Raw genomic sequence first — 20,673 nt, forward strand, 5'->3', positions numbered from 1 at the left:
AAATTTTGTATATTTAGAAAAACACGATTGCATGGTACAGCCCTGGCGAACCGGTAAGGTCATCCGCATAGTGAATGAAACCAACAGTACGCGTCGTTTCTGGATCCAGGTCCCTGAGTTGGAGTCATTCGATTTTGAGCCCGGACAGTTTGTTACACTGGATCTTCCCATACATGAGAAGCCCAATAAACGCTGGCGTTCTTATTCCATCGCCTCCTGGCCGGATGGCAGCAATATTTTTGAATTACTGATCGTATTACTGGAAGGCGGAGCTGGCACCACCTGGCTGTTCAATGAAGTTCGGGAAGGCCATGAACTTACTTTCCGGGGTCCGCAAGGCGTATTCACGTTGCCGGATGTGATTGACCGGGATCTCTTCTTCATCTGCACCGGCACGGGCATTGCTCCTTTCAGAAGCATGTGCCATCATCTCAAAAGACACAAGATCCCGCACCAGCGGCTATACCTGTTGTTCGGATGCCGGAAATTCGGGGATACCCTCTACGAGCAGGAAATGAGGGAACTGGAAAAAGAGCTTCCTGCTTTCCAATACCTGCCTACCTATTCCCGGGAAGAGCCAGGGAACAGCCATTGCACCGGTTATGTGCATACGATCTATGAAGAGATCTGTAACAATAACAGAACTCCTTCCATTGAAAACGTGGGTGATCTTGCAGTGAAACCCGCCTGGTTCTACTTGTGTGGATGGAAAAATATGATCGATGAGGCCAAACAAAGAATCCAGTCTCTGGGATACGACCGGAAATCAATTCATCAGGAATTATACGGCTAATCGGCAACAAATGCATGTTGCTGTTATGGATATTTCTTGTAAAGGTTGGTCCGCTTTCAATCACAGCTCCAGGGCTTGGGGAGGTTCAAATAAGGATCAGGAATGCTTCTGAGCTGTAGGGGATTGGGAAGCTACTCTCTTCGCTTCTTTATCCTCTTTCGTCATTGGTATTACCGGAATAGACAATGATTTCAACTTCTTTTCCAGTTCTACATTTTCTTTTTGCAGGTTCAGAATTTCCGCGTGATTTGATACCATTTCAGTTTCGAGGGAGGTAACTTTCTTATTTGATTTAGCCAGATCCTTTGAGCGGATCATGTAGCCAATCAGAAAAGCTACAAACAGCGCACCACCTAACAAAAATACATTCACAGGGATAGTAATAAACATTATCATATGATAAGCTATTTAGCGTGTAAGAACAATAGTTCAAACCACTAATCAATTAATAAACGACCTTAACCGGGAAATATTGGTTCCCATAGGATCAATTATCAGGGTTTCTGTGTCGGTTGGGCGGAGAAGGACTGTCAGGTGTGGTGTTATTCTTTACGATAGGCGACTCAAATGTAGCTATAAAATTTGTTTTTCAATCAATTCTTTGATTTTATTTATAGGGATCCGCTCCTGTTGCATAGTGTCCCGGTAACGTATTGTAACCGTCTGATCCTCTTTCGTTTGATGGTCTACGGTTACACAAAACGGCGTGCCAATTGCATCCTGCCGGCGATAACGTCTACCAATAGCGTCTTTTTCCTCGTAGAAGCAACGGAAAGAGGTTTTGCATTCGTCCATTATTTCCCTTGCAATTTCCGGAAGGCCATCTTTTTTTGTCAATGGCAACACCGCCAATTTGATGGGCGCCAGCTTGGGGGCAAATCGTAAAACTACGCGGCTGTCCTGTTTTTCGGCAGTGCTCAGGTCCTCTTCCGCATAAGCATTGCTGATCACCATCAGGAAACAACGGTCCAGACCAATACTGGTCTCGATCACATACGGAATATAATTCTGATTGATCTCGGGATCGAAGTACTGCATTTTCTTTTTGCTGAACTCCTGGTGACGGCTCAGATCATAATCTGTTCTGGAGTGAATACCTTCCACTTCCTTGAAACCGATGGGGAATTCAAATTCGATATCGCAGGCTGCATCTGCGTAGAATGCAAGTTTCACGTGATCATGGAAGCGGTATTTATCGGCGGGTATACCAAGACTTTTATGCCACTCCATGCGTGTTGCTTTCCATTTTTCGTACCATTCTTTTTGAGTTCCGGGGCGAACGAAGAACTGCATTTCCATCTGCTCAAATTCACGCATACGGAAAATGAACTGACGGGCCACGATCTCATTACGGAAGGCCTTTCCGATCTGGGCAATACCGAATGGGATCTTCATCCTTCCTGTTTTCTGTACGTTCAGGAAATTCACGAAAATGCCCTGGGCAGTTTCAGGACGGAGATAAATCTCGCTCGCTTCTTCGGTTACACTACCCAGTTGGGTAGAGAACATGAGATTGAACTGACGAACGTCTGTCCAGTTGGAAGTACCGCTCACGGTGCATTTGATCTTCTTGTCTTCGATAAGCTTTTTCAATCCGTCGAAGTCATCCGCAGCAAGTAATTGATCCATGGTAGCCAGGATGGCATCGCCCTCTTCTTTCTTACCTGCTTTTTCCAGTTCATCGGCAAAAGCTTCCAGCAAATGATCAACCCTGTACCTTTTTTTACTGTCTTTATTATCGATCATCGGGTCACTGAAATTATCCACGTGACCAGAGGCTTTCCAGGTTGTAGGATGCATGAAAATGGCAGCATCGATACCAACAATGTTCTCATGCAACTGGGTCATGCTCTTCCACCAGTAATCCTTGATATTTTTCTTCAGTTCACTACCCCACTGGCCGTAATCATATACAGCGCTGAGCCCGTCATAGATCTCACTAGACTGGAAAACAAATCCATACTCCTTACAATGTGAAATGATTGCCTGAAAACGATTATTGTCTGTTGCCATAGCCGGCAAAGATAATGGGTTTCCGCTTTACAGCACTTGCATTTTCCATCTTCCGGAGCTAAATTTGATTCAAATCCCGAACCTATGAATAAGCCAACCACCATGGCATTTCTCACCATCCTGGTTTCCCTTTATTTTATTATCAGTGGGTTGCTCAAAATGAGCAAACATGCAAGCGGTTCCTTCCTGCATAGCTGGGGTATTCTTCTATTACTGGCAGGGGTAGCCGGAACTATTTGGAAACTGGCCGAAATCACAAAAAAATAAAATATGAATTCGGAAGAGCTTAGAAAATATATCCGGAAAAAGCTGCGGGCTGGTTATCCGGCAGGTGAACTGGAAAACGAACTACTGTCGAAGGGATTTGAGAAAGAAACCATTCGTGATGCCATGAACAATCCCAAACACCAATGGGACGTTTCATCTACCAGAAAGAATATGCTCGCCATTAATGGAGCATGTCTTCTTTTTGTGACACTTTCAGTAGCTATTTCCGGATTGGATCCGGTCATCTCCGGAATAGCAGGATTGATTGCAGTTGCTGTTATGCTGATTGCATTGTCCAATCAAAAGACCAGTCATAAAGCCTGATCATTTCAGCTTTTCATTGTTCTTATGCCTGTCTGCATCACGGATATTCTTTTTCTCGAAATTCTTTGTAAGCGCTTCGGTTAAGTTTACACCCGTTTGATTGGCCAGGCATATCAGCACCCAGAGCACATCGGCCATTTCATCGGCCAGGTCTTTTTGTTTATCGGATTCTTTGAAACTCTGGTCGCCATATTTGCGGGCCATGATGCGAGCCAGTTCTCCCACTTCTTCGGTGAGTATGGCCATATTGGTGAGCTCGCTGAAATAACGGACGCCCACGGTTTTGATCCAATGGTCTACCTGGTCTTGTGCCTGTTGAATTGTGATCTCCATAAATATTGATTATTCTTTGTTCTTTGAATCGATGATAATAGTTACGGGCCCGTCGTTGAGGAGGGCCACTTTCATGTCGGCACCGAATTCGCCGGTACCGATCGGTTTGCCCAATTCCATTTCCAGGCGGGCAATCAGTTTTTCGTACAGGGGGATGGCCACAGGAGGCTTGCTGGCTTTGATATAGGAAGGCCGGTTCCCTTTTTTGGTGCTGGCATGCAAAGTGAACTGGCTTACCAGCAGCAGCTCACCATCAATGTCTTTCAGACTGAGGTTCATTACTCCGTCTGCATCATTGAAAATGCGCAACTGAACGATCTTGGCCGAAAGCCAGTCGATATCTTCCTGCGTATCGGCATCTTCAATTCCTGCCAGTACCAGCAAACCCTTCCCGATGGAGGAACGTATACTATTATCGATGGTAACAGATGCTTCTGTTACCCTTTGGATCACTACCCGCATAGCCGTTTTTTATGATTAACTTTATGGAATGAAGATAGAGGTTTCAAAAGAAATGCAATTCAAAACCGCCCGCAGCGGAGGCAAAGGCGGTCAGAATGTGAACAAGGTGGAAACCATGGTGGAGGGATATTTCCATATCGGCAATTCAATGATCCTGAGTGAAACGCAGAAAGAGACATTGATCAAAAAACTGGGATCAAAACTAAATTCGGAAGGGTTTTTGCAGGTCAGGAGCCAGGTCCACAGGTCGCAGCTCGATAATAAACAGGAAGTGATCAAAAAAACCAATGCTCTGCTGGAGCAGGCATTGAAGAAAGAAAAGAAGAGAATTGCCACCAAACCTTCTGCTCAGTCGAAAGCCAAAAGGCTTGACACGAAAAAGAAATCATCACAGCAGAAGTCGGACAGACGAAAGATCCGTCAGCAAGATCTTTAACCCAAACCACCAAATCTATGAACCAGAAACCAAACAGACTGCCTTACTTCTTCATGATACCTGTGCTGGTATCCATCATGGCGTCCACCAGCAGTTGCCAGAAAGATGTGAAGAATGAATTCACCGGGCAGGAAACCAATCTCACCATCAAATTCACGCCGGTTGTCAGATACGATACGGCAAGAATGTATTTCGATACCACTACTTATACCAATGTGTGGAACGAAAGTTTCGTGGTCACCAGTTTCAAATTCTATATCCGCGCCATCCGTTTATCCAACAGCAATACCGGAAAGGCTTTCGAAATTGCGGCAGATAAATATTTCCTGGTGGATTTCAAAGACTCTCTCTCCACCCTTGTAAAAGTTGGGGTACTACCGTCTAACTATAACCGTCTTTCTTTCATCCTGGGAGTAGACAGCACCCATAATGTAAGCGGCGCTCAGACCGATGCGCTGGACCCCGCCAAAGGCATGTTCTGGGCCTGGAACACGGGCTATATCTTCGCCAAATTCGAAGGCACTTCGCCCTCATCAACCGCTCCGGGTAAACGATTCACATACCATATCGGGGGATTCAAGACCGGTGAAGACGTGAACAAGGAAATACAGTTACTCTTCCCCTTCGGTACCGGCGTGAACATGGAAGGAGGAAAAACTGCCGAGATCAACGTTACGGCAGATGTGTACGACTGGTTCAGCACGCCTCATGATATCAAGATCTCAAAACTCAACAGCATCATGACTGCCGGTACAGAAGCCAAACAGGTAGCAGACAATTACTCCAAAATGTTCACCGTAATGACGGCTAAAACGGAATAGGCATGACTGTTAGATGGACCATATTGATTTCCTTATTCATCACACTGGGAGCAATACTGGTTCAGGCATGCAAGAAATCGGGCAATGATAAGGGCGCCGATCCCACTCCAATCAGTTTCAATATTCCGCAGGGATGGCCTTCGCCCCATTATGATTTTTCCGGCAACCCGCTCACGCAGGAAGGATTTGAGCTGGGGAGGAAATTATTCTATGATGGCCGTTTGTCTAAAGACGGCAACTTTCCATGCGCCAGTTGTCATCAGCAATTTGCCGCTTTCTCAACTTTCGATCACCCCTTAAGCCATGGGTTCGATAACCAGTTCACCCTGCGCAATGCGCCGGGATTGTACAATATCGCCTGGCAACCGGCAACACACTGGGATGGCGGCATTACTAACCTGGAAGTGCAGCCGCTGGCGCCCATCACAGCCCCCAATGAAATGGCGGAAGACATCAATAATGTGCTGGAAAAGCTGAAACAGGATAGTCAATATCCAGCTTTGTTCAGAGCGGCGTTCGGAGATGCCGCCATCAACAGCCAGCGCATGCTGAGGGCGCTTACGCAATTTGTGGGCAGCATGATCTCTGCCAATTCAAAATACGACAGGATGAAAAAGGGAACAGCTCAGTTCAATTCGGATGAGCAAACAGGTTATGCTATCTTTCAAAGCAAATGTACGGGTTGTCATACAGAACCATTGTTCACAGACAATAGTTTCCGGAATACCGGCATAACCGTGGACCCTACCAACAAGGATTATGGACGAATGAACATCACCAGGAAACCGGAAGATTCGCTGAAATTCAAAGTGCCTTCCCTTCGCAATGTAGCGCTCACAGCGCCTTATGGGCATGACGGACGCTTCCTCAGCATCAGCCAGATCCTGGAACATTACAACAGTGGCGTTCAGAATGGGCCTACTACCGATCCGCTGGTGAAAAACAAGATCCCGCTTTCGATAAACGATAAATTTTACCTGCTGCTTTTCCTTCGTACTCTAACAGATTCCAGCTTCATTACTGACAAAAGATTCGGACCGCCGGAGTAAACTCAATACTGCAGCACGTCTTTCAGCAAACCATTGGAGTTGTAAGAGTATTCAAATTTTTCCGTGCCTTCCTGCGGTTCAACAAAGATGATGATCCGAACCGGATCGCCATCCGGATCATACGAAGGCGCATTCACCAGGATCTCTTTAACGTGCAGATCTGACTTCTTCAGCTCCGTATTCATTTTAGCGATGCTGGACCTGATCAGTTCAGGGATCTTCTTAAAGGAAGCAACAGAATCAAGGGAGAAAAAGATGGGGGCTTCAATCATTGAGCCCAGGTTAGTGGAACTGATCTGCTTCCATTTACCGCCGCGTAGCTGGCGAACCTCCAGACTGTCTTTATTACGTTCGGCTACCCCGGTAATTGTCAGCACCAGCGCAGTTGAGTCTTCATAACGCATATGTATACTGGCATATCGGCCACCCAGCCCGAACTGGGCCTGCAACTGGTAGATAATAGCGTTTATCCCATTTTCGGACTCATAGGGGTAAGCCTGGCCGGAACGGCAACCCGTAAGCAGTATCATTGGGATCAGGAGTGTACAAAACCCTCTTGCGAACAATTCTCTCATCCTTTCGTTTAAGATTTACGAATGTTTTTTAGTTACCGCCTTAACAATTTGGATTCCTATAGGATGAAGTAATAAATAAGAAGAAAACTTTCGAAAGAAAGGAAAATATTATGCCAAAATAGGAGGAAATCATTTTCGCGAAAAGGAATATTCTGTAAGTATTGACCGCGATCAAGCTAATGATAGGTAGCTGATGATTTTTTAAAAGTAATTTTGCTTCTTTACAACTACACAAGATCGATATATAATGAAAATAGGAATACTGGGAGCCGGCAGTGTTGGTAAAGCACTGGCCAAAGGATGGCTGGATGCCGGCCATTCCGTGAAGATCAGCAGCAGGGACCCGATGAGCGAAAGCCTTTTCACCTGGAAAGAGCAGATGGGGCCTGATTGCCAGATCGCAACATTTGAAGAATCAGCCGCATTCGGAGAGGTGATTGTACTGGCCATCAACTGGAGTGGCGTGGAAAGCGTATTGAAACAAACCGGGCAACAAGCCCTTCAGCATAAAGTGATCATCGATCTCTCCAATGCTGTTGAATTCAGCGAAACACCACAACTCGCACTTAAAAATATTTCCGCGGGAGAAATGATCCAGCAATGGTTACCCGAAAGCCGGGTAGTGAAAACCCTCAATATGGTGGGGTCGGCTACCATGGTGAATCCCAGCTTCAGTCAGGGTACACCGGTGATGTTCCTCTGCGGCAACGATGCAGAAGCCAAGGTCACCGTACAGGAGCTGCTCCATGCCATCGGATGGCGCGATGTGATAGACCTGGGCGACATAACCCGAAGCGCATTACTGGAGTCCCTCATGCTCACCTGCCTTATCAGCGAGATCAGGCAACAGGAGTTCGGTTCTGCCTTTGCGTTACTAAGGAAATAATCTCAGACATTCATCATCGAATTGTATTTGCGGCTGAAATACATCCATGAATAGAGTGTGCCGGCAATCCCGATCACCGAAAATATGATCACACTGTTTGGATAGAATTCAGTCCAGGTCAGATTTACCTTGAAGATCTCTTTCGAAAGCATTACAAAAGAGCTGCCAAGATATCCCCAGGCGTCCACCAGGTAGATAAGGAAGCCCACGTTGCCGGCTATGCGGAAACTGGCGATCAGTCTTTCGAAGAAAATACTGTTGAAAGGGATGTAGCCCATATACAATCCCAGGCCAACCAGTTGCATCCAGAGTGCGCCGCTGATTTTTCCGGAGATAAAAAGAAGGGATGAAATACCTGAGAGCAGGAATCCCGTCAAAATCACCCAATGGATCAGTTTCAATGCCCTGATATTTTTCCGCACTATGATCAGCAGGCTCATCATGATGAGGATCGAAATGGAAGTGATGGTTTCCGTTTGTGTGAAGATGGCGGGCTTCTTTCCATAGCCCAGCTCATTCCAGAGATTGGCCATGAAATTATCCCGTATATCGCGCATGATGGTAAGGAAGAGATAAGTGATGGTCAGCGCCAGTACACCACCACCGAATGTTCGCAGGAATTGTAAGCGTGCTTCCTTGCTCATGGGAACCCTTACAGTGCGTTCCTGTATGTCTTGCTGATCCGGGTCGGGGATCCTTTCCATGAGGTACATGAAAATGATCAGCGGGACCGCAAATACCAGTCCTGTTCCGAATGCCAGCCATTGCTCCGGCACATGCCAGCTGTCTCTCAGCCATACTGCCACGGAACGGGTGAAGCCACCTGCAAAAACAAAGCTCACTGCCATCGCAGAACCGATCAGGTCAGTGGCCCTTCGTCCTTCCACATAGCTGAACACGATCCCCCACATGAAGCCGAGCATGAAGCCGTTCACAAACAAACACAACATGCCCCAGGGCGCTGGCAACAGACCGAACAAGAGCAAGGAGAACCAGGAAATACCGATCAGCACAGCGCTTGTTTTCCATCTTCCAAACCTTTTCATTTCTGAAATGAAGCGTATGCCGGCGAATTTACTCAGCATATATCCCAGGCCCTGACTCACGATCAGCAGTACCTGATAGCGGATACCCCAGAATACCAGTCCGTCAAAAGTGGCTACTGTAAACGGTTTGCGGTAGGCAAATACAGAAGTATAAGTGAGGAAGGCCACAATGGCTGCGTAGATCGCAATCATGATCTGTTTCCTGGAAAAGGTGGTGGCAGGCACTCCGGTTGACAAGCTGATCAGATTAGTGTTGATAAAAGATTGCAATCATGTTATCAGTAAGATAAGGCATTGTTGTGAAAACAGGGGAATAAAAAAGGGCGAAACCTGGATAAGCTTCGCCGTCAACATTAAGAAACTGCTACGATTGCTCTTGATTTGCCTATAAAAGAATTTGTAGAATGTTCTTGATTGGACATGCAAGATCAGCATTGAATCTGATAAAAAGCATCGGTTCCGGTTTGGTTACAATTTATTAATAGCTATGTTTCGTATACACATGCCCGCTAGATTCTAACACTTAATATTCACTTCACAATAACAATACAATTCCTTAACTCCCTGTTTACGCACAGATCAGCTATGGGTTGGAATTTTGCTAAACCGCTCTCTAATGGAAAAACGACCAGTTGATGTAGTAGTGATCTCAGATGTGCACCTCGGCACATACGGATGCCGCGCCAAGGAATTGGTAGCCTACCTCAAAAGTATCACTCCAAATATCCTCATCCTGAATGGCGATATCATAGATTGCTGGCAGTTTTCAAAACGCTACTTCCCCAGTTCCCATATGGCTGTGATCAAAGAAGTGCTGAACATGATGATGCAGGGCACCCGCGTATTCTATATCACAGGCAATCATGATGAACAAATGCGCCGCTATTCGGACTTCCAGCTCAGCAACTTTACGCTTACCGATAAACTGGTGCTGGAGATCGATAATAAAATGACCTGGATCTTCCACGGAGACGTCTTCGACAATACCACGAAAGGTGGCGCCAAACTGCTGGCCAAACTGGGCAGCAATGGATATGGCGCCCTGATCCTTTTCAACCGGCTTGTGAACAATATCCTGAAAGCCTTCGGCAGGGAAAAGATGTCCATCTCCAAAAAAGTGATGGCCGAAGTGAACAAGGCTGTTGTGAGGATCAATGATTTTGAAATGATCGCAGCAGAGCTGGCCATCGATAAAAAATATGATTATGTGATCTGCGGCCATATCCACCAACCGCAGAAAAGAGTAGTGAAAACGGAGAAGGGCGAAGTGATCTACCTCAACTCCGGCGACTGGGTGGAGCATCTCACTGCACTGGAATACCAGCAGGGAGAATGGAAGATCTTCGAGTACGACGAAGCCAAATTCCAGCATGTACCCAACGCAGACAAGCGTATGCCCCTCAACGTGATCACAGACGAGATCAGTTTCTATATCAATTCACTTGCCATCTAACACAGCTCAAACAATACCAGGATGAAAATATTGTATGCAATTCAGGCTACCGGAAATGGACATATCAGCAGGGCGATGGAGCTCCTGCCCTACCTGCACAAGTTCGGAACGGTAGACATTTTTCTCAGCGGCGCCAACAGCACCTTACCACTGGATGCCGAAATCAAATACCGTAGCCAGGGGCTCAGCCTCTTCTACACCTGTAAGGGAAGCCTCAATTACAGGAAGATCATGAGTAAGGTTTCGCCTTTCAGGATCATGAAGGAAATGCGGGAACTGCCGGTAGAAAAATATGACCTGGTGCTGAACGATTTCGAATGTATCACCTCCCTGGCCTGTGCTTACAAGAAAGTGCCATCGGTGAACTTCGGCCATCAGGCGAGCTTTATGAGCGCCAAAACGCCAAGACCGGAAAAGCCCAACAAGATCGGAGAATGGGTGCTTCAGAATTACGCTAAAGCCTCACAATACATCGGACTGCACTTCGAGAGCTATGATGATTTCATTTTCTCACCTGTGATCAAGGAAGAGATCCTGCAGGCTGAAGCCAGCAATAAGGGGCATATCACTGTGTACCTTCCATCTTACTGCGACAATCAATTAATGCAGTACTTGCGTCCGCTCACTGATCATCGCTTTGAAGTTTTCTCCAAAGAGGTAAAAGAAGTAAAGACGGAAGGTCATGTTACATTCATTCCTGTTGGAAAGGAAGCATTCAATAAAAGCCTTATCACTTGTCATGGCATCGTATGCGGAGCCGGATTTGAAACGCCTGCAGAAGCGCTTTATCTTAAAAAGAAGATGATTGCCATCCCCATCAAGGGGCAATACGAACAGCTCTGCAATGCAGCAGCATTGAAGAAGATCGGTGTTCGCACACCAGATAGTCTTGATGATGATTTTACAGACACATTCAACAACTGGGTGAATGATCCTGAAACGCCCGGCGTTACTTATGATTATTCTACCGAAGCTATCATCAATATATTGATGTACCGTTGTTCATCGCTTCGCTATGAACTGGATATTCCTTATCCTGATCTTATTTTCAACTAACGGAGATCAAGTTCTTTCCTGCTATTATTATTGGATTAACACGGGCCTTCCCAAACGCGTAAGCAGGCGGGGAGGCCTTTTTGTTGATTGCATAAAAAAAGCCGTCACGATAGAAATCGAACGGCGTTAGTCACATGAGAGGAAACCTCTCACTTAAGAAAAACATATAATGAGTTGGACAGTTCTATAGGTTCATACAACACAGAAGGACATGGAAAGGTTTAAACTGTTGCAGGCATTAGCATGATCATGTAAAAGGCAGCGCGCACTATGTTTCAAATTTACACCATAATACTTTCAAATCCCAGCAAACGAATATAGGATATTGATGAGCGGCAATCATCAGTTGAATAACCAGCCACTATAATGATACGATGAAAACCTTATCCGCTGCGCAGTGCAGGGATTAAAATTCTCTAAATCCTATCCAGATTGGGAATAAAAAATACCCAACTGCCCCGATTTTGATCTTTGATAAGCAGATTAGAAAAAGTGAATGAGTGTTAGTTTTCAAAAAGCAAACACCCTGGTGCAGTTGCCTGACCAGGGTGTTCTATTCCGAATGATTAACTAAGATACTTATTTGAAAGAAGTCCAACCTTGCCACCAGGTAGACTCAGGGCCGGAAGCTCCAACTGCACCTCTGAAATTCACCTGATCAAAACCTGAAGCAAGTTTAGCATCAGAGAAATCAGCAGCGCCTGCAGCGGTCAGCGGAGAGCCTGCCTGAGGAATGAAGTTAGGTCCATCATACTTGAATGGATTGGTCAGTTTCAGCTCATCGTTTGTTGCATAGATGAGGTTATTCTTGGCAGGCTCATTGAACCATGTTTGCATGGCAGCCAGTCCCCAATCAGCACCTGAAGCATTCTTTACATAATCCAGCGGCTTTGCACAACCGGAGATGCTCACGTTCTTCAACACCAGTTTATTGCTGGTAGCGTTAGCGCTGGTAGGGTTGCCTTTGGAGTCATCGATCAGGATACCGATAGGCCATCCCATGATCACAGAGTTGAAAATAGAGATGGAAGAATTACGACGGATCTGTGCAGCAGCCAGGAAGAGACTGTTACCTACGTTGTTTGTTGCAGCACGGGGACCGATCACAGTCATGTTGCTGTACACAGCACCGGTTTGCGGCGTATTGGTAGTACCGTTAGCGTCGTTATCACTTTCAAATCCTTCCACTTTGGAGATGTCGGCGCGGCTAGAATCTCTCAGTACGATACCATACTGAACTTTTCCAGTGTAACCGTTATCTGTATCGAAATCGTCATCAAGTGTTTTGTAGGTAACGATATGTTTCAGGTTCACTGTACCACCAAAGCATTCGATGGCGTCATCCAGCGCATAAGAGATCTGAACATACTCGATAGTTGTACCACGACCAACAGCGCCCAGTGTAAGACTGTTCAGCTCTTTATCGGGCAGGAACGCAAAACCAGCATACTCGATCCTTGCATATTTAAGGATACCTGAGTTATCATTGTCGTTAGGAGCACCTTCTCCGCCGTACAGACCATAACCGGCACCGTTGTTCACGTTACCTTCGATCTCGCCGATACCGCTGCGTCCGTTATAGGTTGCATTGGTGGATGCGTTTCCGAGAATTACCACACCACCCCAGTCTCCGGCTCTTCTGTTAGCCTCAGCAGCTTCTGATGTAAAAACGATGGGTTTGTCTGCAGTGCCTTCAGCGTTGATCTTTGCACCTCTGGTAATTACCAGTGTTCCTTTGGTAGCCAGCTCACCGTAAACAGTGATGCCAGGTTTAACAGTGAAAGTAGCGCCATTGGTTACATACACCATGTTGCGCAGGATGTATTTCTTGGAAGGATCATCCAGGGTTACAGATGAAGTAAGCGTTCCTTCAATGATCACTTCATTACCATTGCCACCATTGTTGCCACCACCGTTGCCGTCACCGTCAACTTCGATCTTACGGCAACTGGTTGCGATCAGAGCAGTGAGCGCGGCCAGCATTAAAAAGGACTTTTTCATTATCGCGTCGTTTAGAATTTTTAGTATTGTATTTGTTGAGTAGCAGTTTAGAAGTTGTATCCGAATGTGAGACTCACATTGGTGCCATAATTACGTTTGATGGAGATCACATCTTCAGGATTTCCTTTTTTGAATCCTTCATTGTCGTTCAGGTTCTGATAGAAATAGGCCCTTTGGTTGAGTATATCAGAAACATTGAGCCTGATCTCACCTTTCTTATCGAGCACTTTCTTTGAAACCTGCAAATCCAGCAGTGGCCTCGGTGCTTCCCAGATTCCAGGCATCTCATCATTACCTACATAAAGGATGCGGCGACCAATCTGATTGAAGAGAAGCGTAGCACTCCAACCTGATTGCTCCTGATCATATTGTAATGATACATTGGCTACATAAGGCGACTGTCCTTGCAGAGGACGATCAAGTTTGGCGCCCTTCTCACCGGTAACCCGGCTATAGATATAGGCGATGTTTGACTGTATGGTGAAGTTTTTAAACCCATTGATGAAATCTAGTTTCTTTCTCACCTCGATCTCTGCACCATAGTTCTTTGCTTTTTGTGCATTAATGAAGTTGAAGGCATTACTGCTACCAGCACCAGTCTGGTTAAACATTTGTTCGATAGGATCTTCAAACTGTTTGTAGAATACACCTACCGTGAAAACCTCCCCGGAACGGGGATACAGCTCATAACGAAGATCCAGGTTCGTGATCTTTGTACGCTTAAGATTGGGATTACCCACCACTGATGCACCAAGTTCGAAGTCATAGAAAGCAAGGTTGGATAGTTCGCGGAACTCAGGTCTTACAATTGTTTGCGAAGCCGATAAGCGGATATTTGTAAGGTTATTGAGTTTGAAAGTTGCGTTCACAGCAGGCAACCAGTCCGTAACCCTTGTATTCACATGGCGAGTATCCTTTGGGTCAACACTTCCTACCAGTTGATCAAAATCTTCGATCCTCACTCCCCATACAACACGCAGCCAATCATTGAACTGGTTATCCATTTGCAGATAACCGGCATTCAGGATTGAATTCGCGAGATAGCGAAAATTCTTTTCGCTGTATTCCTCAAATCCGAATCCGTTGCCACCGAAATTCTCAGGAGCAAAAACCTGGTCAGCAGGCAATCCTTTCAATGCATTGTTGGAGCCGGGAGGCAGTACGATAGAGAAAGGTCTTGCATTGTACAAACGGTCTTTCACCTGGAAAAGGTATCCGCCTTTTACAGTCTGCACATTGTCGAATAATTTGAAAGTAGTGCTCCAGTCGCTTCCTGCATTGTACAGGTAATCGCTGAGATTGGAATAGAAGATACTTCCGGAGCGCTGTGAGTTGGATGCGCTCATCAGCAATTGCCAGTCACCATTGGATTCCTGGTTATACTGGATCCTGCGTTGGAAAGGAATGTATTGATCGAGAATAGAAAAGCTACCATACCATTTCAGTTTGGAAGAGATGGCGCTGAAATTATGGTCGCCGGTCAACTGAGTGTTAAATAAGGTATTGTTCTTGAAACTAAGTTCAGTGGCGCGGATCGGAGCAAAGAACTCATAGTCATATCCGGTTCTCTGTGTTGTGTAATCAGTAGAATTGATATTGAAGATATTCTTTACAGAGATCTTGTGATTGTTATTCAACTGAACAGCCAGGTTTGCCATAGCTCCCCAAAGCACTTCCCTGCTGTACTTGATATTGTTATACTGGTAAGACGAATCCGCCTGTTTCAACGGGTTTCCCGGTACCAATGTAACGTTGTAGACATTATTGTCGAAAGCCAGACGCTTGGCATTGTTGGCATAAGTAAGTGCGAACACTCCACCTATTTTCTTGTCGAAGAGTGTACCGCTGAAACCACCACTGGCCTGCAGCGACATATTCAAAGGAGCGCTGCCTTTGCTGGCGGTCCAGATATTCGGGAACTTACTACCCCACTGTGCTTTTTCGGCTTCACTTAAAGTATTACCTCTGAAAGCGCTTTTGGCTGGCATACCTGATGGTAAAGCTCTTGCGCCATCATCGATACCGATGAAATCAAGGTCTCCTCCTTTATAAGTATAGAAATCCTGACCGATGGTTTGTGTATTGAAACCGGTACCAACCTGGATATTGAAGAAATTCTTTGAAGGGATATCGCGTGTATTGATCTGGATCAGACCACCAGCCCACTCGCCGCTCATTTCAGGAACGAAGGCTTTGTTGATGATGATATTGTCCAGCATCGCTGCAGGGAAGATATCGAAGGAGAAAGTCTTTCTGTCTGGTTCTGTACTGGAGAGCTGAACGCCGTTCAGCATCGCCATATTGTAACGGTCGCTCAGACCGCGCACCACCAGGTATTTTCCATCGATGATACTGCTACCTGGAATACGTTTCAAAACCTCACCGGTGTTCTTATCAGGAGAACGGCGGATAGATTCAGCAGAGATCACAGAAGCTACCGTATTGGTGTTCTTCTGGAACTGAATAAGGGAAGCTGTGGTTTCCTTTACACCTGATCTACGGTTAGCCGTTACTGTTACAGTATTGAGGCTTTTTCCGGAATTCTCAAGGATGAAGATCTGGTCCAGCACCTGACCGGCAGTTACTTCAACATCATCAATCGTTTTGGGATCGTATCCTACTGCAGACAATACCAGCTGGTATTTTTTGCCGGCCTGGAGATTGAGGGTGAAAAGGCCATCCACATCTGTGGTAGTACCGCCCTGGGATCCGGTGATCTTCACTGATACTCCGGGAAGGGGCTCATTCTTGTTGTTCAACACTTTGCCGGCTATTTTTCCGGTTTGGGCGAATGAAACTAAAACGAGGCTAATCAAAGCAATAAAAAGAAGGAACTTTTTGCTCACAACAGTCTATTTAATGTGCGGCAAAAGTATCTGCGTCCTATTATCGGTATGTTACCGGAATATTACCGAATTGTTAACTGGAAAACGACGCGGCTCCAATGTTACGGTAATGTTACGCAAACGTTATCCCAATATTACCAGATCAGCCAAAACCCTTATCAGAACCGGAATTGCAAACGGCAGGTAAAAACATCATCTTCCAGATCATCTGTATAACCATTAAGTGAAGTAGATTCATTTGTTACGCGGTCATACCACAAAAACAGTTTCAGGTTTTGATTGATATAATGCACATATCCGAAACCGAGTGTGTTGTATTTTATATCAGCAGGTGTAAGATTTCTTCCGGGCTCACCAATTTGTTTTCCTTTTACTGCAGTGTTGGGATCGTACCAATCATATTTCACTACCAACTGGTGAGATGTATTTACTATATGTTGAAGAAAGCAAATGAAAGCACCATCGAACTTTCTTTGATAGAATGGCTCGTTGGTGAGTGTGCCTGGCGTTTCTGTAGTATTCGCATAGGCGGTCTGGTTACCAAACCAGTATTCGCCGCGAAGCTCGGTATTACCCCATTTTGTTTTGAGTTTCCACTGCATGTCTGTGCCACGGTATTCGCGGGGCGACTTACTGTCGATATTATCTTCAGCAGAATCCACCAGGAATTGTTTGCCTGAAGCGCCATCGCCCATCTTATAAATATATTTGGTAGGGCTGGCCAGTCCTCCCTGAAGAATGGACAAACCTCCGGATAGTGTGAGCTTAGACGTTATAGGGTAAGGCTTCAATCCAACATGTGCAATGATATCTTTATAACTATCGTATTCATTGGGGCCGGTCATGCCCTGCCCGTTGAAAGCGCCCACATCTATTTTGAGATATCTGAGCGGATGATTTTTTACACGGGGAGAAAAAGATAACATGGCGCCGAGATCACGTTCCGTTCTCATGAGGATCTGGCTCATGCGGCCACGCTCGGGGGCCTCACGGTCGGAGGAAGAAAGGTTGATCTCATATCCGAAGGGGCGGGCAAACATACCGCCTGTTACCATGAAGAGCTGCCATTTGTTTTCGAATACCCTTCCCCAGAGGTCGCGTATATTGACACCTCTTTCCGTTCCATCGAACTGAATGGCGAAATGCACGGTGGGTTGGTCCTTTTCATTATAGTGTGCATAATCGAACCTTACCCGGCCACGGCGGAGCATAAAACGGTTGTTGGACCGGGGAGCAAAATCACCGCCGCTATATCCCTTGGCGCCTTTTGAACCGGCCACCTGGAATTGCGGCTGCATGTAACCACCGATGATCAGGTGATCGAAACGTTTGAACAGGGAGAGCATGCCCCGGCCCATATCCTGCGTAGTATCGATCATATCCATAAGAAATTGAGCTTCAGACTTTTGAGCTATAAGAAGCAAGCCGGCCAATAACGCCATTCTGGGTATCCGTAACAATTTCTTCATACTATGGTAACATTGCCCGCAAAGGTAAGTGGTCAATTTAAGGTCATTGTTAAGAAATTATTACCAATTCACCTCTTCTTAATCTCCGGTTTAATAGTTCTATTTTTGCGCAAATTATGATCAAATGGGCTTGAATTCCATCATGAAGATCTTTATGCCGAAAGACAAGATTTTCTATTCATTGTTTGAGCAGGTAGCGCATACGGTAGCAAAAATGGGTAAACTCATGAAGGAAGTGGTTACAGAACCAGACTTCGACAAGAGAGCCGCCATCATCGCCCAGATAGAAGACCTTGAACATGTGAACGATGATTTCACGCATAAAATTTTCACTGAGCTCGGCCGCAACTTCATTACTCCTTTCGACCGTGAGGACATTCACTATCTGGCAACCGCCCTGGATGATATTGCCGACTATATTTTCTCCTCTGCCAAGAAGATCAACTTCTATAAAGTGAATCCAAACGACCAGGGCATTCAGAAAATGGCAGACCTGATTGAGCAGGGATCCGAGCAGATCAAGAATGCTGTGATCGAACTGCGCAACATGAAGAATATGCGCCGCATCACAGATGCACTTGTAAAGGTGAACAGCATCGAAAATCAGGCTGATGATATTTTTGATATGAGTATCGACCGTTTGTTCGAAACTGAGCCCGACGCCAAAGAGGTGATCAAGAAAAGAGAGATCTACCAGGTGTTGGAGATCGTTACTGACAAGTGTGAGGACGCTGCAAACGTGATCGAATCAATTATCATTAAATACGCATAACCTGAGCCTATATGACTTTTCTGGTTGTCATTATTGTACTGGCTCTGGTTTTTGATTACATCAATGGTTTCCATGATGCAGCCAATTCCATAGCCACTATTGTGTCTACGAAAGTACTAACGCCCTTCCAGGCAGTACTGTGGGCAGCGGTTTTCAACTTCGCTGCTTTTTTTATTGCAAAATATTGGATTGGAGAATTCAAGATCGGTAATTCATTTGCGAAGAGTATCAATGAGCATTTCATTACACTTCCGGTGATCTTTTCCGCATTGATCGCAGCCATTACCTGGAACCTCCTCACATGGTGGTTCGGGATCCCTTCCTCCTCTTCACACACATTGCTGGGAGGCTTTATGGGAGCGGCTTTGGCGCATGTGGGTCATTTTGCCCAGGATGGTCATAGCGTGATCAACTACAGTGTGGTGATTCCTATCTTCCTCTTCATTTTCGGTGCACCACTATTGGGCATGATTGTGTCTCTCATCATAACACTGATCATCGTCAATATCTGCCGGCGGGCCAATCCGTACAAGGCCGATAGCTGGTTCAGAAGATTGCAGCTGGTTTCTTCTGCGCTCTTCAGTCTCGGCCACGGTAGTAACGATGCCCAGAAAGTTTTGGGTTTGATCGCTGCCGCGATGGTGGCGCAGGGACAGATCGATAGCATTAAAGATGTTCCGGATTGGGTACCCCTGGCCTGTTTCACTGCCATTGCCATTGGTACCATGAGTGGTGGCTGGAAGATCGTAAAAACAATGGGAAGCCGTATCACCAAGGTTACTCCTCTTGAGGGTGTTGCTGCAGAAACAGCAGGCGCCGCTACGCTGTTCCTCACTGAGCACCTGGGTATTCCGGTGAGTACCACCCATACCATCACTGGCGCCATCATGGGTGTGGGAGCAACCAAACGCCTGTCTGCAGTGCGTTGGGGCGTTACCATCAATCTGCTCTGGGCCTGGATCCTCACTATTCCGGTGAGCATGGTACTGGCTGCTATCACATATTATATTACCAAGCTGGTAATGCATTTATAAGAGGCAAAGACTAACAGTCTTTAGTCCTTCGAAGAGGGCTTTTTCACATCCAATACCGAAGTGAAGAAGCCCTCTTCTGTAATTTTAGCCGTATTTCTGGCGCTTTCTTATTATTTTGAGCATTCATTCAGCCAATTATACTCATTAAAACTGCTTTATCTGATGAAAGGAATAATTCTGGCAGGAGGTTCCGGTACAAGGCTGCACCCTATAACCTACGCTATCAGCAAGCAGATCATGCCTATCTACGATAAGCCCATGATCTACTACCCGCTGTCTACCCTCATGCTGGCAGGGATTAAAGAGATCTTGATCATTTCTACTCCCTACGATCTCCCTCAATTCAAAAGATTATTGGGAGACGGTGCTCAGTGGGGACTGCAATTCTCTTATGCTGAACAGGCCGTTCCGAACGGACTGGCACAGGCTTTTGTGATCGGCGCCGATTTTATCGGTAAAGACAATGTAGCATTGGTGCTGGGAGATAATATCTTCTACGGCGCAGGCCTGGGCGAGCAACTGGCCAGGAACACACAACCCGATGGCGGCATCGTGTACGCTTATCATGTGAGCGATCCCGAACGCTATGGAGTGGTTGAATTCGATAAGAACAAAAATGTGATCTCCATCGAAGAAAAGCCCGAAACACCCAAAAGCAATTATGCAGTGCCCGGTCTTTATTTCTACGATAATGAAGTGGTGTCTATTGCCAAAGCATTGGAACCCAGCCCACGCGGAGAATACGAGATCACTGATGTAAATAAAGAATATCTTCGAAGAGGAAAACTGAAAGTATCGATACTGGACAGAGGCACTGCCTGGCTGGATACCGGAACTTTCGATTCACTGATGCAGGCTTCACAGTTTGTTCAGGTGATTGAACAAAGACAGGGGATCAAGATCGCCTGCATCGAAGAGATCGCTTACAGGAAAGGTTTCATCAACAGGGAACAACTGGAAGTGATGGCCAAACCCCTGCTGAAAAGCGGATATGGCCAATATCTGATGAACGTATTAAAAGAACAATAAACACCACT

The 20,673-nt window shown here is 45.9% G+C and carries 21 protein-coding genes; 12 read left to right on the top strand and 9 right to left on the bottom strand.

The genetic code is table 11. The annotated features are described in order from the left end of the window. The first annotated feature begins 31 nt into the window (after nucleotides 1–31). Nucleotides 32–793, top strand: a complete 762-nt coding sequence (locus FSB84_RS03930; protein WP_130542802.1) for a ferredoxin--NADP reductase — start codon at nucleotides 32–34, stop codon at nucleotides 791–793. 96 nt (nucleotides 794–889) lie between these two features. Here the strand turns inward: FSB84_RS03930 and FSB84_RS03935 are convergent, their stop codons facing one another. Together FSB84_RS03935 and FSB84_RS03940 are read right to left on the bottom strand one after the other, a co-directional pair. Then, nucleotides 890–1,183 carry a hypothetical protein gene (locus tag FSB84_RS03935; protein ID WP_130542801.1) on the bottom strand — a complete coding sequence of 98 codons (294 nt, stop codon included), beginning with the start codon at nucleotides 1,181–1,183 and terminating at the stop codon, nucleotides 890–892. Between the two features lie 183 nt (nucleotides 1,184–1,366). Next, entirely contained in the window at nucleotides 1,367–2,806 is a 1,440-nt protein-coding gene (locus FSB84_RS03940) for a glycine--tRNA ligase (RefSeq protein ID WP_130542800.1), read from the bottom strand. A gap of 84 nt (nucleotides 2,807–2,890) precedes the next feature. On the opposite strand from FSB84_RS03940, the gene FSB84_RS03945 reads away from it, so the two are divergent. Together FSB84_RS03945 and FSB84_RS03950 are read left to right on the top strand one after the other, a co-directional pair. Then, the gene (locus tag FSB84_RS03945; RefSeq protein ID WP_127128710.1) at nucleotides 2,891–3,073 is read left to right on the top strand and encodes a hypothetical protein; all 183 of its coding nucleotides are present in this window, start codon (nucleotides 2,891–2,893) and stop codon (nucleotides 3,071–3,073) included. Nucleotides 3,074–3,076: 3 nt separating this feature from the next. Beyond that, the gene (locus FSB84_RS03950; protein ID WP_130542799.1) at nucleotides 3,077–3,397 is read left to right on the top strand and encodes a hypothetical protein; all 321 of its coding nucleotides are present in this window, start codon (nucleotides 3,077–3,079) and stop codon (nucleotides 3,395–3,397) included. On the opposite strand, the gene FSB84_RS03955 is transcribed toward FSB84_RS03950, so the two are convergent. Both FSB84_RS03955 and dtd read right to left on the bottom strand, forming a co-directional pair. Continuing rightward, a complete protein-coding gene (locus tag FSB84_RS03955; RefSeq protein ID WP_225979972.1) occupies nucleotides 3,398–3,730 on the bottom strand; it encodes a nucleotide pyrophosphohydrolase in 333 nt (110 codons plus the stop codon). Nucleotides 3,731–3,739: 9 nt separating this feature from the next. Then, complete coding sequence (gene dtd, locus FSB84_RS03960; protein WP_130542798.1) at nucleotides 3,740–4,192, bottom strand: D-aminoacyl-tRNA deacylase; 453 nt, start codon at nucleotides 4,190–4,192, stop codon at nucleotides 3,740–3,742. 28 nt (nucleotides 4,193–4,220) lie between these two features. Between dtd and arfB the strand changes: the two genes are divergently transcribed. Genes arfB through FSB84_RS03975 form a run of 3 tightly spaced genes read left to right on the top strand, consistent with a single transcriptional unit; the run spans nucleotide 4,221 to nucleotide 6,498 of the window. After that, nucleotides 4,221–4,628 carry an alternative ribosome rescue aminoacyl-tRNA hydrolase ArfB gene (gene arfB / locus FSB84_RS03965; RefSeq protein WP_130542797.1) on the top strand — a complete coding sequence of 136 codons (408 nt, stop codon included), beginning with the start codon at nucleotides 4,221–4,223 and terminating at the stop codon, nucleotides 4,626–4,628. A 17-nt stretch (nucleotides 4,629–4,645) separates the two neighbouring features. Further along, complete coding sequence (locus FSB84_RS03970; protein ID WP_130542796.1) at nucleotides 4,646–5,449, top strand: MbnP family protein; 804 nt, start codon at nucleotides 4,646–4,648, stop codon at nucleotides 5,447–5,449. A 2-nt stretch (nucleotides 5,450–5,451) separates the two neighbouring features. Further along, on the top strand, nucleotides 5,452–6,498 hold the full coding sequence (locus FSB84_RS03975) for a cytochrome-c peroxidase (protein ID WP_130542795.1): 1,047 nt from the start codon (nucleotides 5,452–5,454) through the stop codon (nucleotides 6,496–6,498). 2 nt (nucleotides 6,499–6,500) lie between these two features. Here FSB84_RS03975 and FSB84_RS03980 read toward each other — a convergent pair whose 3' ends face one another. Further along, a complete protein-coding gene (locus FSB84_RS03980; RefSeq protein WP_130542794.1) occupies nucleotides 6,501–7,073 on the bottom strand; it encodes a hypothetical protein in 573 nt (190 codons plus the stop codon). 247 nt (nucleotides 7,074–7,320) lie between these two features. Here FSB84_RS03980 and FSB84_RS03985 point away from each other — a divergent pair, with 247 nt between their 5' ends. After that, nucleotides 7,321–7,959: an NADPH-dependent F420 reductase gene (locus tag FSB84_RS03985; protein ID WP_130542793.1), complete on the top strand. Its 639-nt coding sequence runs from the start codon at nucleotides 7,321–7,323 to the stop codon at nucleotides 7,957–7,959. Nucleotides 7,960–7,961: 2 nt separating this feature from the next. Here the strand turns inward: FSB84_RS03985 and FSB84_RS03990 are convergent, their stop codons facing one another. Further along, nucleotides 7,962–9,242 (bottom strand): DUF5690 family protein, encoded by a 1,281-nt coding sequence (locus FSB84_RS03990; protein WP_225979973.1) that lies wholly within the window; start codon nucleotides 9,240–9,242, stop codon nucleotides 7,962–7,964. Nucleotides 9,243–9,621: 379 nt separating this feature from the next. Here FSB84_RS03990 and FSB84_RS03995 point away from each other — a divergent pair, with 379 nt between their 5' ends. Beyond that, nucleotides 9,622–10,458, top strand: a complete 837-nt coding sequence (locus FSB84_RS03995; RefSeq protein WP_130542792.1) for a UDP-2,3-diacylglucosamine diphosphatase — start codon at nucleotides 9,622–9,624, stop codon at nucleotides 10,456–10,458. Between the two features lie 21 nt (nucleotides 10,459–10,479). Then, on the top strand, nucleotides 10,480–11,514 hold the full coding sequence (locus FSB84_RS04000; RefSeq protein WP_130542791.1) for a glycosyltransferase family protein: 1,035 nt from the start codon (nucleotides 10,480–10,482) through the stop codon (nucleotides 11,512–11,514). 579 nt (nucleotides 11,515–12,093) lie between these two features. Here FSB84_RS04000 and FSB84_RS04005 read toward each other — a convergent pair. From FSB84_RS04005 to FSB84_RS04015, 3 genes are all read right to left on the bottom strand, one after another. Beyond that, entirely contained in the window at nucleotides 12,094–13,515 is a 1,422-nt protein-coding gene (locus FSB84_RS04005) for a hypothetical protein (RefSeq protein ID WP_130542790.1), read from the bottom strand. A 47-nt stretch (nucleotides 13,516–13,562) separates the two neighbouring features. After that, nucleotides 13,563–16,361: a TonB-dependent receptor gene (locus tag FSB84_RS04010; protein ID WP_130542789.1), complete on the bottom strand. Its 2,799-nt coding sequence runs from the start codon at nucleotides 16,359–16,361 to the stop codon at nucleotides 13,563–13,565. Between the two features lie 158 nt (nucleotides 16,362–16,519). Continuing rightward, nucleotides 16,520–17,740 carry a porin gene (locus FSB84_RS04015; protein WP_225979974.1) on the bottom strand — a complete coding sequence of 407 codons (1,221 nt, stop codon included), beginning with the start codon at nucleotides 17,738–17,740 and terminating at the stop codon, nucleotides 16,520–16,522. 214 nt (nucleotides 17,741–17,954) lie between these two features. Between FSB84_RS04015 and FSB84_RS04020 the strand changes: the two genes are divergently transcribed. The 3 genes from FSB84_RS04020 to rfbA all read left to right on the top strand — a co-directional run bounded on the left by FSB84_RS04020 (nucleotide 17,955) and on the right by rfbA (nucleotide 20,665). After that, nucleotides 17,955–18,602 (top strand): DUF47 domain-containing protein, encoded by a 648-nt coding sequence (locus FSB84_RS04020; RefSeq protein ID WP_164735392.1) that lies wholly within the window; start codon nucleotides 17,955–17,957, stop codon nucleotides 18,600–18,602. Nucleotides 18,603–18,613: 11 nt separating this feature from the next. Further along, entirely contained in the window at nucleotides 18,614–19,636 is a 1,023-nt protein-coding gene (locus FSB84_RS04025; RefSeq protein ID WP_130542787.1) for an inorganic phosphate transporter, read from the top strand. 162 nt (nucleotides 19,637–19,798) lie between these two features. Next, on the top strand, nucleotides 19,799–20,665 hold the full coding sequence (gene rfbA, locus FSB84_RS04030) for a glucose-1-phosphate thymidylyltransferase RfbA (RefSeq protein WP_130542786.1): 867 nt from the start codon (nucleotides 19,799–19,801) through the stop codon (nucleotides 20,663–20,665). The last annotated feature ends 8 nt before the right edge of the window (nucleotides 20,666–20,673 follow it).

Origin of the sequence: Pseudobacter ginsenosidimutans (assembly GCF_007970185.1) — a bacterium.
GTDB classification, from domain to species: domain Bacteria; phylum Bacteroidota; class Bacteroidia; order Chitinophagales; family Chitinophagaceae; genus Pseudobacter; species Pseudobacter ginsenosidimutans.